Source organism: Paenibacillus sp. J22R232 (assembly GCF_056269165.1).
In genome coordinates this window covers 133,216-146,246 of record NZ_JBWDNK010000012.1, presented here as the reverse complement: position 1 = coordinate 146,246, position 13,031 = coordinate 133,216, and the positions used below count along the sequence as shown (strand labels likewise).

Genomic DNA, 13,031 nt, shown 5'->3' with positions numbered 1-13,031 from the left:
CTTAACTAATTTAGGAGCACAAACACTCCATGGGGTTAAACATTTATGCGATTAACAGCTGCAGCTCTTGTCCGATTCTTCGTTGACCGGCGTTGGGTAGTCATTGTCAAAGCAAGCAAGGCACATGCCGCGGTTGTATGCTCCGTCATTGCCGCCAACTGAATCTACAAAGCCCTGATCACTCAAAAAGGATAATGAATCCGCGTTGATCTGCTTGCGAATCTCCTCTACCGTACGGTAAGAAGCGATAAGCTCCTTGCGGTCCGGCGTATCGATGCCGTAGTAGCAAGGGTTTTTGAAAGGAGGCGAGGTAATGCGCACATGCACCTCGGTCGCGCCTGCTTCGCGAAGCAGGTTTACGATACGGAGCGATGTCGTTCCGCGCACGATCGAATCATCGATCATAACGACCCGTTTGCCTTCCACCACTTTGCGAACGGCTGACAGCTTCATCTTGACACCCTTCTCGCGAAGCTCTTGGGAAGGCTGGATGAACGTCCGGCCGGTATATTTGTTTTTGATGAGGCCAAGCTCGTAAGGAATGCCGGTCTGCTCCGCATAGCCGATCGCCGCCGAAATACTCGAATCGGGCACGCCCGTTACGATATCCGCATCGACAAAAGATTCCGAAGCCAGCTGGCGACCCATCCGTTTGCGCGCCATATGAATATTAATGCCATTAATATCGCTATCCGGGCGGGCAAAATAAATGTACTCCATCGCACACGTCGCACGGCGCTCAACCTCGGCATAACGCGTTTCCCGCATCCCGTCCGCATCCAGAATCAGAAGCTCGCCTGGCTGAACGTCACGCTCATACACTGCACCAATCGTTTCGAAAGCACATGACTCCGATGAGAACACGTAGCCATCGCCGATACGGCCCATCACGAGCGGACGCAAGCCATGCGGATCAGACGCGACGAGCAGCTTGTCATTCGTCATGATCAGGAATGCGAATCCGCCGACAATGCGCTGCAAAGCTTCCTTAGCCGCCGTCTCGAAATCCTTCGAGGAACGGGCGATGAGATGGGCAATGACTTCCGTGTCGCTCGACGTTTGGAATATCGAACCCGACATCTCCAGTTCTTTGCGAATTTCCGGCGCATTCACGATATTGCCGTTCGTCGCAACCGCTAGGTCGCCGTCACGGTAACGGAATATAAGCGGCTGCGCATTGGCAAGCTTGCTCTCTCCCGCAGTCGAGTAACGGACATGGCCGATGGAGCGGTCGCCTGCAAGAATATCCAAATTGTCCTTGTTGAATACTTCTTTAACAAGACCCATGCCGCGGTGATAAGCGAACTTGTTGCCGTTTTTCGTATCAACGGTACAGATTCCCGCGCTTTCCTCGCCGCGGTGCTGAAGCGCATGGAGCCCGTAATAGGATAGGTTGGACGCTTCAGGGAGATTAAATACCCCGAAGACGCCACATTCTTCACGCAATTTGTCAAAAATATCGTCACGGCCAATGCCTTCGTTATAATGGTCGCCCGTCCATAACAAAGGCTCCTGTCTTATTTGCTCATCAGACATGGAATCGCATCCTTCCAGACCTTCTCCAGTTGTGTTACCGGCGCCTGAATGCCGGCTTTTCCGTTTACGCTTATGGTCAGGCTGCTGCCTTTAACTGTACCGATTTGAGTGTGAACAACGCCTTGCTCCGTTAGCTTCGCTTGCAATGCCGCAGCGTTCTCCGGCTTAGCCGAAAGAAGGATACGGGATTGCGATTCGCTGAACAACAGGTGATCCGCGCGCAGCTCGGATGCCAAAGCGACTTCCGCGCCAAGGCGGCCGCTGATGCAAGATTCCGCTACAGCTACGGCGATTCCGCCTTCGGACAAGTCATGAGCCGAAGCGACTAGACCGCCTTGGATCGCGCCAAGCACGGCATCCAAAACTTTTTTCTCCGTTGCCAGATCGATTTCTGGAGGACGGCCAGCGGCTCCGCCTTGCAGGACGTATTGCAGCTCGCTTCCGCCAAGCTCCGCTTTCGTCTCGCCTACGAGAATAATGACGTCGCCTTCTGCTTTGAAGCCTTGCGTCGTAATGTGGTCAATGTCATGCACGAGGCCGACCATGCCGATTACCGGCGTCGGGAAGATCGCTCCCTTGGCGTTCTCGTTGTACAAGCTCACGTTGCCGCCGATGACCGGCGTGTTCAAGATAACGCAAGCCTCGGACATGCCGTCAGCCGATTTCTCAAGCTGCCAGAATACTTCCGGCTTCTCCGGGTTGCCGAAGTTCAGGTTATCCGTAACGGCAAGCGGCTCAGCGCCCGAGCAAACGATGTTGCGGGCTGCTTCGGCAACGGCAATGCGTCCGCCGACTTCTGGATCCAGATATACGTAACGTCCGTTGCAGTCTGTCGTCATCGCAAGCGCCTTGCGCGTACCGCGAATCGTCACAACTGCCGCATCGGAGCCCGGTTGAACGGCTGTCGACGTGCGAACCATGTAGTCATATTGATTGTAAACCCACTCTTTGCTCGCAACGGTTGGGGAAGCAAGAACCTTCTCCAGCGCGCCGGTAAGGTCGGTTACTTCTTCGTAAGCCGAAGTGTCTACCGCAGCATTTTCGCTGTAGTAAGCTGGCTCTTTTGAAGGCTTGTCGTATACAGGGCACTCGTCAACGAGCGCTTTAACCGGCATATCGGCAACCTCTTGGCCTTGGTGGAACAAACGAAGACGTCCGTCATCCGTTACTTTACCTACTTTGGCGCAAATAATGCCCCAACGTTCGAAAATTTCTTTCGCTTGCGCTTCATGCTGAGGCTCTACGACGAAAAGCATACGCTCCTGCGACTCGGAAAGCATCATTTCATAAGGCGTCATGCCTGTTTCGCGCTGAGGAACCTCGTCAAGGTAAAGCTCAAGGCCGTTACCCGCTTTGGAAGCCATCTCTGCGCTGGAGCAAGTCAGACCTGCTGCTCCCATATCTTGAATGCCGAGCACGATGCCGGAATCGATCAGCTCAAGCGTAGCTTCCATAACCAGCTTCTCCATGAACGGATCGCCGACTTGTACCGCCGTACGCTTCTCTTCGGACTCTTCGGACAGCTCGACCGATGCGAACGTAGCACCGTGGATGCCGTCGCGGCCAGTAGCAGGACCTACGTAGAACACCGGGTTGCCTACCCCTTTAGCCACGCCGCGCTGGATTTTATCATGATCGATTAGGCCAACGCACATTGCGTTAACGAGCGGATTGCCCTCGTAGCTCTCGTCGAACATCACTTCGCCCGCAACCGTCGGAATCCCGATACAGTTGCCGTAGCCTGCAATGCCGCTAACGACATGCTCGAACAAATATTTAACGCGCTCATTCTCTAGGCGTCCGAAGCGCAAGCTGTTCAGCAATGCGATTGGACGAGCTCCCATGGAAAAAATGTCGCGGATAATGCCGCCAACGCCTGTCGCAGCGCCTTGGTAAGGCTCAACGGCAGATGGATGGTTATGCGATTCGATTTTGAATACGACCGCTTGGTTGTCGCCGATGTCGACGATGCCCGCGCCTTCGCCCGGTCCCATCAGTACGCGAGGTCCCGTGATCGGGAACTTTTTGAGAATCGGCTTGGAGTTTTTGTAAGAGCAATGCTCTGACCACATGACGCTGAATACGCCAATCTCCGTGTAGTTGGGCTGACGGCCCAGAAAGCCGCAAATCAGCTCGAACTCATAATCGGATACGCCAAACTGGCTGTAAATCTTTTGCTCGGCAATTTGCTCCGCTGTCGGTTCCTTAGCTGTTAACTGCTGCGCCATGTTGTTCCCTCCATGCATTCAAAATCGATGTAAACATCCGTTTGCCGTCTTCCGAGCCGAGCAATTGATCAATCGCACGCTCCGGGTGAGGCATCATTCCTACTACGTTTCCTGCTTTGTTGCTGATTCCCGCGATGTTCTCAACGGAACCGTTCGGGTTCGTGTCGCCTGCGTAGCGGAACACGATTTGGTCGTTCGCTTTGAGCTCGGCAAGCGTTGCGTCGTCGCAATAGTAGTTGCCTTCGCCGTGGGCGATCGGAATATTAATAATCTCGCCTTGCGAGTATTGGTTCGTGAATGCCGTGCTGCTGTTTACCACTTCAAGAGGTGCTTGATGGCAGCGGAATTTCAGTCCGTTGTTGCGGATCAAGGCGCCTGGCAGAAGGCCTGCTTCCGTCAAAATTTGGAACCCGTTGCAAATGCCCAAAATAAACTTGCCTGCTTCGGCCGCTTTTTGCACTTCGCCCATGACAGCAGCGAATTGCGCGATCGCGCCGCAGCGCAGGTAGTCGCCGTAGGAGAAGCCGCCCGGCACTAGAATTGCATCATACGCGGACAAGTCCGTAGCTGTATGCCATACATAGTCAACCGACTGGCCGATGGTGTCTTCGACGGCTTTGTAGCAATCGATGTCACAGTTGGAGCCAGGAAATACGAGTACCGCAAACTTCATCGTCTTAACCCTCCAGTTCAAAACGGAAATCTTCTACAACCGTGTTCGCGAACAGCTTTTCGCACATCGCTTTGATGCGTACTTCCGCTTCAGCGCGGTCAGTCGTATCTAGCTCAAGCTCCAAATATTTGCCGATGCGTACTTTTTCGACTTCGGAGAAGCCCAGTGTGTGAAGCGCGCCTTGTACAGCGGTTCCTTGTGGATCCAAAACGTTTTGCTTGATGGTGACGTAGACGGTTGCCTTCATAATAGCCTCCTGAAAATGTGGGTTTTTTTCGCGGCAGGTTTATTCGACAAAATGTGATGGCCGCTCGGGCGCGGGAGTTATTGCCTACGCCGCTATTGAAGCCGGGAAATCTGATTGCACCGCTTAACGGTTATTTCCCGGTCTTCAAAAAGCGATCGCTGTCGCTCTCCGGCAACAACTTCCCGCTCTCCGAGCTCCCACATTTTAATCTAAAAACCTTTGCGAGTGTGGTCGGTGAAGCAATGGTGGTGGCCGCGCTGTCGCTGGCCACTATTGATTGGTGCAGCCCTGCGCTTACGCTCAGGCTGCCTTTGTATGGGGTGCAGCAGCGCTCTCGCTGGCTGCCTGCCTAAAGGCATGCGCTTCCGCGCCCCTATGTCAGCGTCGTCGCTTGCGCCCGACGTTGTGATATGCGCTGCAAACCGCTGCAGGCAGAAGGTTGTGCGGTAACGAACATAATTATCGTTAGTTTAACCCAAAACGTCCTATAGCTCCACGCCAGTCAAACGGCGGTAAATGTCGCGGTAGCGAGCTGTTGTTTCCGCTACGACCTCGTCCGGCAACGGTGCCGGCTTGCTGTCGCGGTCCCAATCGGAGCCGAGCAGGTACGTGCGCACCGGCTCTTTGTCCATGCTGTCGATCTCGATGTCGAGCGAATAATTGCCTTCCGCCCAGAAGCGCGAGGAATCCGGCGTGAAGATTTCGTCGATCAGCACGACTTTACCGTCGATCAGCCCGAATTCGAACTTGCAATCCGCGAGGATGATGCCATGCTCGGCGCAGTAGCCGTGAGCGAACTCGTACAGCTTGATACTGCGGTCGCGAAGCTCTTCTGCAAGCTCGGAACCGACCATTTCGGCCATCTTCTCGAACGGAATGTCCTCGTCATGGCCAACGTCGTTTTTCGCCGCCGGCGTAAAGATCGGCGCCGGGAAACGTTCGTTTTTGCGAAGCCCCTCAGTAAGGGCTATACCATTAATTGCAGACGTTTGCTGATACTGTCTCCAGCCCCCGCCCGTGATGTAGCCGCGCACGACGCACTCGATATCGATGCGTTCCGCTTTGCGGGTAACCATTATACGGTTTTTGAGCAGCTCAGGTTCCGTAACGAGTGCCCCAAGCTTCTCCACGTCGGTATGAACGACATGGTTCACTTGGATATCAGCCGTTTGCTCGAACCAATACGCCGATAGGCGGTTAAGCACATTGCCTTTGTCCGGAACGGCCGGGTCGAGCACGTAATCGAAGGCCGAAATGCGGTCCGTTACGACGATTAGGAAATGCTCACCGAGATTGTAAAGCTCGCGAACCTTGCCTTTGTAAATAAGCGGAGCTTTTATATAATCGACAGCCGTCGATAATGCTTGCGATGTTGCGCTCATCAGGCCAGCCTCCCTTTAGATCAATCCCAAACGCGTGAAAATCGTATCCACATGCTTCAAATGCCAAGCCGGGTTGAAGCAATCGTCGATCTCTTCCGTGGACAGCACGCTTGTAATTTCCTCGGTCTCGCCGATAATATCGCGGAACTGGCGTTGTGTTTCCCATGCTTGCATCGCGCGCGGCTGTACCGTATCATATGCTTTCTCGCGGCTGAAGCCTTTGTCGATCAGCTTCGTCAACACGCGGCCCGAGAAAGGCACGCCGTACGTTGCTTGCATGTTGCGCTTCATGTTCTCCGGGAAGACCTGCAGGTTGTTGATGATGTTGCCAAGGCGGTTCAGCATGTAGTTCAGCAGCATCGTCGCATCCGGCAAAATAATCCGTTCAACCGAAGAATGGCTAATATCGCGTTCATGCCAAAGCGCGATGTTCTCGTAAGCCGTAACCATATGCCCGCGAATGACGCGAGACAAGCCGGAGATGTTCTCGCAGCCGATCGGGTTGCGTTTGTGAGGCATTGCGGATGAACCCTTTTGACCCTTTGCGAACGGCTCTTCGACTTCGCGGAATTCGCTCTTCTGCAAAGCGCGAATCTCGGTTGCGAATTTATCGAGCGACGAAGCGACCAGCGCAAGTGTTGCCATGTATTCAGCATGACGGTCACGCTGCAAGGTTTGAGTCGAGATTGGAGCAGCCGTAATGCCAAGCTTGTTGCAGACGAACTCTTCCACGAAAGGATCGATGTCAGCGAACGTGCCGACGGCGCCGGACATTTTGCCGAACTGCACGTTGTTAGCCGCATGGTGGAAACGCTCCAGATTGCGTTTCATTTCCTCGTACCATAATGCCATTTTGAGACCGAAAGTTGTTGGCTGCGCATGAACGCCATGCGTGCGGCCCATCATCGGCGTATCTTTATATTGAAGTGCTTTGTCTTTCAGAATTTCAATGAAACGCTCAGTATCTTTCACGAGAATCGCATTGGCTTGCAGCAGAAGGTAACCGATAGCCGTATCGACAACGTCTGTGGAAGTCAGGCCGTAGTGAACCCATTTGCCTTCCGGACCTGCTTTCTCGGATACCGCGCGCGTAAACGCGATGACGTCATGGCGAGTGTCCTGCTCGATTTCGTAAATGCGATCAATGTCGAAGTCAGCGGACGCGCGGAGCGCGACAACGTCTTCCTTCGGAATAACGCCTAGCTCGGACCAAGCCTCGCATGCGCAAAGCTCAACCTCCAGCCATGCTCTAAATTTGTTTTCTTCTGTCCAAATCGCTCTCATTTCCGGTCTGCTGTAACGCTCTAACATGAATGATTCACACCTTCCAAATAGTTGTAGCTTCAATCCAGCTAAGTGCAGCGTCAATATTATCGGCCAGCACGTTGACATGTCCCATTTTGCGTTTCACAACCGCGTCTTTCTTCCCGTACAAGTGCACCTTAGGCGCTACCTTCAACCGCTCGGCCGACTCATCGCGGCGAGCCGTAAGCGCAAGCAGCGGCTCGACATGCTGCCCGAGCACATTGACCATCACCACCGGGCTCATGAGCGTCGTATCCCCAAGCGGCAGGTTGCAAACAGCGCGTACATGCTGCTCGAATTGTGATGTCCGGCAAGCTTCCATCGTGTAATGCCCGCTGTTATGCGGCCTTGGGGCAAGCTCATTCACGAACAGCTCCCCGTCAGCCGTCACAAACAGCTCGACTGCGATAAGCCCGACTGCGCCGAGGCCTTCCGCTATGCGGGTTGCCAGCTGCTCCGCCTCGCGCTGCAGCTCCTCGCTGATTCTTGCGGGAACGATAGACAAATGCAATATATTATCGACGTGTATGTTCTCCGCTGCCGGAAAGGTTTTGATCTCTCCCTGCGGACTTCTCGCCGCTATAACCGAAATTTCCTTGTCGAAGCGGATGAATTGCTCCAGCACGAGCTGGACCTTAGCGCGGGCAAGCGTCTCATACGCTTCATCAATCTCATCCATGCCGCGAATGACCCATTGACCTTTACCGTCGTAACCGCCCATAGCCGTCTTCAAAACGCAAGGCGTTCCGAAAGCCCGGACTCCCTCACGGAGCTCGTCCACGCTGCTAATCTCGCGGTATGGAGCCACCTTGACGCCTGCTGCTTCGATCGCGCGCTTCTCCCGAAGACGATGCTGCGTCGTATAAAGCAGCTCGCTTCCTTGAGGCACATACGATTCATCCATCAGCATCTTCGCTACTTCGGCATCGACATTCTCGAATTCGTACGTAATAACGTCTGAACGCTTCGCAAGCTCTCTTGCCGCTTCGCGATCATCATAAGCCGCAACGATCTGCTCGGAGACTTGGCCTGCCGGACTGTCCAGAACGGGATCGAGCGCGATGAATCTGTAGCCCATCGCGCTGCCCGCGTTCGCCATCATCCGGCCAAGCTGGCCGCCGCCCAGAATCCCGATCGTGCTTCCCGGCAGCAGCGTCTTCACGTGCTGCTTGTCCGCGCTGCTCATAGCGTCTCACTGCTTTCAAGCACTTCCTGCTTCACGCGCTCGCGACGCGCCATAACGCGTGCTTGCACCTCAGGATCGAACGCCCCGAGCATCTGCGCCGCCAGAAGGCCGGCATTCGTGCCGCCCGCATTGCCTATCGCTACTGTAGCAACCGGAATGCCGCCCGGCATTTGTACGATAGAGAGCAAGGAATCCAGCCCGCTCAAGTTCGAAGACTTAACGGGAACGCCAATAACCGGCAAAATCGTCTTTGCAGCGACCATGCCGGGCAAATGCGCAGCTCCACCGGCTCCGGCAATAATCACCTTAAGCCCGCGCTCTACCGCAGTTTCCGCGTATTCAAACATCAAATCCGGCGTACGATGCGCCGAAACGACCTTTTTCTCATAAGGAATTTGCAATTCCTCCAGAACGTCGCAGGCTAACTTCATTGTGTCCCAATCCGATTTGCTGCCCATGATGACGCCCACCTTCGCAGACATGCGATCAAACCCACTTTCATTAATAGGATTATATTTCATAAAGCTTCTAATACTCAAAGCTGTAAGAAGAAACGGCCATCGCCGTCTTTTGGCTGCACGGCGCGTTTCATTCCGGGAAATATAGAGAATGTACAGCCTATGGATATACTTTCCTAATATTTCAAAAACAGAAATAGCCCGTCAGCAACCATTTTAATGGGAGTGCCGCAGGACTTGAGCGGAAGCGTAAGGAACGACCGGCATTCGAGCGAACCCGCGATCAATCATGCTTCACTTTAATGATGACGATCCAAGCTGCTGGGCATTGCCATAGAGACAGCAGTAGGCTGCCCCGTAAGAGAGGCAACCTATGTCCAAATAATCGGGCATCTGCTTGCTGCGAGCTTGCTGTATGGCGGTCCCAAAGCTGCTTCGGCACCGCTTATCGTCTCATCTTGCTCGTAGTCCGAAAATTAAGGTTTCCGGGTAGAAACATTCAGGCCTTATCCCAAATATATACGAGATTAATGTAAATGAATAAAGTACGAATTTCAATTCCGGCGGAGTGCTCCGCCTCAAACCTATTCTAGTTTATCTAATCCCCCTAACACTGTCAATGAAATACGAACATTAAAAGACAATGTTTTATAAAGGTTCGTTTTTTTGAATAAAACGCTTCATAATTCAGAGCGGAATACCCAATTATAGGAGGATCGCCTCATCTCAGGTATCCCGCAAGCTTGATACCCTCCTCCTCATTGTTCCCTTCTGCGGAAATATGGCTAATCCCTGGCAGCCATCTCTTGCTGATCCCCTTATTATTCCCTATAAGCGGCAAAGCTTCCGCCTAAACGTCCGTTTTCACAAATGCTTTTGCCGACTAAGAACCCAATTCGCCGAATACAGATATAAGAGATGCTTAGAAAATAAATAGAGGAGGCCTAGCCACGGTGCAAATCCATGTCGTGCAAAAAGGCGATACGCTCTACAAGCTCGCACAGCAATTCGATGTTTCGGTTGAAGAAATTGCGGATGCCAATGGAATAAACGCTGCCGATCCACTGGTCATCGGGCAGTCAGTCATTATTCCGACCGATGCGGCCGTTCATAAGGTACTCGTCAATGAAACGCTGTGGCTGATTGCCCGGCGGTACGGAGTTTCGCTGCAGGAGCTAGCGGCCGTCAACAACATTAGCAATCCAGCGCTCATTTATCCCGGCCAGGTTCTTGTCATTCCGCAAGCCGCAAAGCCGAGCATCGAGGTCAATGCGTATACGGAAAAATTCGGTGCTGCCGGCGTTGCCCTCGTCGAGGAAATCGGTCCTTACTTAACCTATCTGAGCCCGTTCAGCTATCGGCTGCAGGCGGACGGCTCCATTACGCCGCTCGATGACTCCGCGATTATCAACGCCGCTTACAAAACGCGAACGGCTCCCATGATGGTCATCACCAATTTCGAGAACGGTACCTTCAGCCCTGACATTGCTCATGCCATATTGAGAAACCCTCCGCTTCAGCAGTCGGTTATCGAGAGCATCCTTGCCACAATGAAGCAGAAGGGCTACCTGGCGCTTAACGTCGATTTCGAATATGTCCCTCCGGCTGACCGCGAGCTTTACAACGCTTTCCTGCAAAAGCTGGTGGACAGCCTCCATCCGCAGAACCTGCTCGTGTCCGCTTGCCTCGCTCCCAAGACAAGTGCCGCTCAGACCGGTACGCTATACGAAGCCCACGATTACGAGGCTATGGGCCGCATCCTGGATTTCGTTATTCTGATGACTTACGAGTGGGGCTGGTCCGGCGGTCCTCCGCGGGCGGTTGCGCCGCTGAACGAAGTGAATAAGGTGGTAACTTATGCGCTGAGCGTCATACCCCCGCAAAAAATCGTCATGGGCATGCCCCTGTACGGCTATGACTGGACGCTGCCATACGTGCAAGGGGGGAAGTGGGCGCCTACCGTGAGTCCGCAGGCGGCTGTTAGCCGGGCTAACCAATACGGCGCCGACATTCGATACGACGATGAAGGGCAATCGCCCTATTATCATTATTATGACAAGGAAGGGCGAGAGCATGTTGTGTGGTATGAGGACGCACGCAGCGTGCAGGCGAAGTTCAACCTCGTAAAAGCCTATAACCTGCGCGGCGTCAGCTACTGGGTCCTTGGCGTTCCGTTTCCGCAAAATTGGTATGTGCTTCAAGCGAATTTTACCATCAAGAAGCTTGTGTAGCGTGTTGAGAATTGTCACGAATGAATCTATCCCACAAGGATTAGCCAACATCGGCTAATCCCATACAATGCCAAAAAGAACCTTCGGCACCGCTGTAAGCGGAGCTGAAGGTTCTTTTTCAACTACATATTTTAGACTAGCCAAACCGTCTTCGCGGTAGCTGGCACACGCTGCGGCTCAGGCGGAGTCATATCTGGATAGCCCAAGTAAATGAAGCCGACAATCTGATCTTGAACCGCTAGACCAAACGTATCTCTCATCAAGGGATGGTACATCGGATCGCCAGAGCGCCATATCGCTCCCAAGCCGTTCGCGTGCGCAGCCAGCAGCAGATTCTGTACGGCAGCTTGCGTTGCCGCCAGCTCCTCTTCAAGCACGGCACGCGGGTCGTCGGAAGGCGAGCAGACGGCTGCGATGATAACAGGCGCACGGTAAGCTTTGGTCCGCTCCTTTGCCAGCCTATCCTCAAGCTCCTGTCCGCTAAGTTCCGGAACCGCTGCCGCAGACACGCGTGCGTAGCCCTCTGCCAGACGGCCCCGCCCTTCCCCCGTCATGACGATAAAGGACCAAGGCTGCGTATTATGATGGCTCGGCGCCCATACAGCCGCATCCAGCAGCTTTTCGATCAAAGCGCGGTCAACCGGATCCTTCTTCACTCTTCCGATGGTTCTGCGCGTGCGAATCGCTTCTTCCATGTTCATATGAATTAACGCCTCCGTCCGTTTATTGAGGTAATTGCGTTCGGATTACTCAAACAAATAGCGGTACTCGCCGTAGCCCTCTTGCTCCAGCCGGTCTTTGCCGACAAAACGCAGCGACGCGGAATTAATGCAGTAGCGGAGCCCGGTTGGCTGCGGTCCGTCATCGAATACGTGGCCAAGGTGAGAATCTCCCTCTTTGCTGCGAACCTCAACCCTAACCATATAATGCGACGTATCGGTATGCTCGGCTACCGCGGAAGATTGCAGCGGCTTCGTGAAGCTTGGCCAGCCGCAGCCAGCGTCGTATTTATCGCGAGAGCTGAAGAGCGGCTCTCCCGAGACGATATCCACGTAGATGCCGTCCTCGGTGTGATCCCAGTATTCGCCCGTGAACGGGCGTTCTGTCCCGCTGTTCTGCGTCACTTCGTATTGAATCGGAGTCAGGCGCTGCTTCAGCTCGTCCTTATCCTTCTTCACCGTCCAGTTCTGCGAGATAAACGCGTCGCGCCCTGAACCTTTTCGGTACATTTTGTAGCGGTACGGATTCGTCTTATGATAGCCCTGATGATAGTCCTCTGCCGGATAAAAGGCTTGCGCTGGCTCGATCTCGGTCACGATTGGACGATCGAACCGGCCGCTTGCGGCCAGCTCCTGCTTGGAAGCCTCCGCCAGCTCGCGCTGCTTCTCGTCATAATAATAAATACCCGTCCGGTAAGATTCGCCGCGGTCATGGAACTGGCCGCCTGCATCCGTCGGATCGATTTGCATCCAGAAGATGTTAAGAAGCTTCTCATATGGGAAAACCTGCGGATCGTACGTAATTTGTACCGCTTCCGCATGTCCGGTCGTCTCCGAGCAAACCTCCTGATAGGTAGGGTTGACGGTATGGCCACCCGTATAGCCGGATACGACCGAGATAATGCCCGGCATTTCCTCGAAGGGAGATACCATGCACCAGAAGCAGCCTCCGGCAAACATGGCTTTCGCTTCGGTTTGGCTTGCGCCGTTATTTGTAATTGGTTGATCCATGCTGATCATCCTCCTAAATGGTTCAATTGATGACGAATCTCCCTCTATTATACAT

The 13,031-nt window shown here is 53.7% G+C and carries 12 protein-coding genes and 1 riboswitch; of the genes, 2 read left to right on the top strand and 10 right to left on the bottom strand.

What is annotated here, in order from left to right:
• Positions 1–51 precede the first annotated feature (51 nt).
• Genes purF through purS form a run of 4 tightly spaced genes read right to left on the bottom strand, consistent with a single transcriptional unit; the run spans position 52 to position 4,687 of the window.
• The gene (purF, locus tag AC0YN3_RS25975) at positions 52–1,536 is read right to left on the bottom strand and encodes an amidophosphoribosyltransferase (protein WP_183565741.1); all 1,485 of its coding nucleotides are present in this window, start codon (positions 1,534–1,536) and stop codon (positions 52–54) included.
• On the bottom strand, positions 1,518–3,764 hold the full coding sequence (gene purL, locus AC0YN3_RS25970) for a phosphoribosylformylglycinamidine synthase subunit PurL (RefSeq protein WP_475777821.1): 2,247 nt from the start codon (positions 3,762–3,764) through the stop codon (positions 1,518–1,520). The genes purF and purL overlap by 19 nt, the downstream gene beginning before the upstream one ends.
• Positions 3,742–4,437 (bottom strand): phosphoribosylformylglycinamidine synthase subunit PurQ, encoded by a 696-nt coding sequence (gene purQ, locus AC0YN3_RS25965; protein WP_183565748.1) that lies wholly within the window; start codon positions 4,435–4,437, stop codon positions 3,742–3,744. Before purQ ends, purL begins: the two co-directional genes overlap by 23 nt.
• A 4-nt stretch (positions 4,438–4,441) precedes the next feature.
• The gene (purS, locus tag AC0YN3_RS25960; RefSeq protein WP_175598164.1) at positions 4,442–4,687 is read right to left on the bottom strand and encodes a phosphoribosylformylglycinamidine synthase subunit PurS; all 246 of its coding nucleotides are present in this window, start codon (positions 4,685–4,687) and stop codon (positions 4,442–4,444) included.
• A gap of 77 nt (positions 4,688–4,764) precedes the next feature.
• Between purS and AC0YN3_RS25955 the strand changes: the two genes are divergently transcribed.
• Positions 4,765–5,037 (top strand): hypothetical protein, encoded by a 273-nt coding sequence (locus tag AC0YN3_RS25955; RefSeq protein ID WP_475777820.1) that lies wholly within the window; start codon positions 4,765–4,767, stop codon positions 5,035–5,037.
• 132 nt (positions 5,038–5,169) lie between these two features.
• Here AC0YN3_RS25955 and AC0YN3_RS25950 read toward each other — a convergent pair whose 3' ends face one another.
• Genes AC0YN3_RS25950 through purE form a run of 4 tightly spaced genes read right to left on the bottom strand, consistent with a single transcriptional unit; the run spans position 5,170 to position 9,039 of the window.
• Positions 5,170–6,066, bottom strand: a complete 897-nt coding sequence (locus tag AC0YN3_RS25950) for a phosphoribosylaminoimidazolesuccinocarboxamide synthase (protein ID WP_475777819.1) — start codon at positions 6,064–6,066, stop codon at positions 5,170–5,172.
• A gap of 15 nt (positions 6,067–6,081) precedes the next feature.
• Positions 6,082–7,377, bottom strand: coding sequence for an adenylosuccinate lyase (gene purB / locus AC0YN3_RS25945; RefSeq protein ID WP_475777818.1), 1,296 nt, complete (start codon positions 7,375–7,377; stop codon positions 6,082–6,084).
• A 7-nt stretch (positions 7,378–7,384) separates the two neighbouring features.
• Entirely contained in the window at positions 7,385–8,557 is a 1,173-nt protein-coding gene (purK, locus tag AC0YN3_RS25940; protein ID WP_475777817.1) for a 5-(carboxyamino)imidazole ribonucleotide synthase, read from the bottom strand.
• On the bottom strand, positions 8,554–9,039 hold the full coding sequence (gene purE, locus AC0YN3_RS25935; protein WP_183565763.1) for a 5-(carboxyamino)imidazole ribonucleotide mutase: 486 nt from the start codon (positions 9,037–9,039) through the stop codon (positions 8,554–8,556). The genes purK and purE overlap by 4 nt, the downstream gene beginning before the upstream one ends.
• Positions 9,040–9,460: 421 nt before the next feature.
• Positions 9,461–9,560, bottom strand: a riboswitch (purine riboswitch).
• A gap of 408 nt (positions 9,561–9,968) precedes the next feature.
• On the opposite strand from purE, the gene AC0YN3_RS25930 reads away from it, so the two are divergent.
• Positions 9,969–11,246 (top strand): glycoside hydrolase family 18 protein, encoded by a 1,278-nt coding sequence (locus AC0YN3_RS25930; protein ID WP_475777816.1) that lies wholly within the window; start codon positions 9,969–9,971, stop codon positions 11,244–11,246.
• Between the two features lie 131 nt (positions 11,247–11,377).
• On the opposite strand, the gene AC0YN3_RS25925 is transcribed toward AC0YN3_RS25930, so the two are convergent.
• Together AC0YN3_RS25925 and msrB are read right to left on the bottom strand one after the other, a co-directional pair.
• Positions 11,378–11,947, bottom strand: a complete 570-nt coding sequence (locus AC0YN3_RS25925; RefSeq protein ID WP_475777815.1) for a nitroreductase family protein — start codon at positions 11,945–11,947, stop codon at positions 11,378–11,380.
• 45 nt (positions 11,948–11,992) lie between these two features.
• A complete protein-coding gene (gene msrB, locus AC0YN3_RS25920; RefSeq protein ID WP_475777814.1) occupies positions 11,993–12,976 on the bottom strand; it encodes a peptide-methionine (R)-S-oxide reductase MsrB in 984 nt (327 codons plus the stop codon).
• Positions 12,977–13,031 lie beyond the last annotated feature (55 nt).

What these genes read in the sequence shown, in the direction of transcription:
- purF (WP_183565741.1), bottom strand. Translation starts at nt 1,536, where the DNA reads ATGTCTGATGAGCAAATAAGACAGGAGCCTTTGTTATGGACGGGCGAC.
- purL (WP_475777821.1), bottom strand. Translation starts at nt 3,764, where the DNA reads ATGGCGCAGCAGTTAACAGCTAAGGAACCGACAGCGGAGCAAATTGCC.
- purQ (WP_183565748.1), bottom strand. Translation starts at nt 4,437, where the DNA reads ATGAAGTTTGCGGTACTCGTATTTCCTGGCTCCAACTGTGACATCGAT.
- AC0YN3_RS25950 (WP_475777819.1), bottom strand. Translation starts at nt 6,066, where the DNA reads ATGAGCGCAACATCGCAAGCATTATCGACGGCTGTCGATTATATAAAA.
- purB (WP_475777818.1), bottom strand. Translation starts at nt 7,377, where the DNA reads ATGTTAGAGCGTTACAGCAGACCGGAAATGAGAGCGATTTGGACAGAA.
- purK (WP_475777817.1), bottom strand. Translation starts at nt 8,557, where the DNA reads ATGAGCAGCGCGGACAAGCAGCACGTGAAGACGCTGCTGCCGGGAAGC.
- purE (WP_183565763.1), bottom strand. Translation starts at nt 9,039, where the DNA reads ATGTCTGCGAAGGTGGGCGTCATCATGGGCAGCAAATCGGATTGGGAC.
- AC0YN3_RS25925 (WP_475777815.1), bottom strand. Translation starts at nt 11,947, where the DNA reads ATGAACATGGAAGAAGCGATTCGCACGCGCAGAACCATCGGAAGAGTG.
- msrB (WP_475777814.1), bottom strand. Translation starts at nt 12,976, where the DNA reads ATGGATCAACCAATTACAAATAACGGCGCAAGCCAAACCGAAGCGAAA.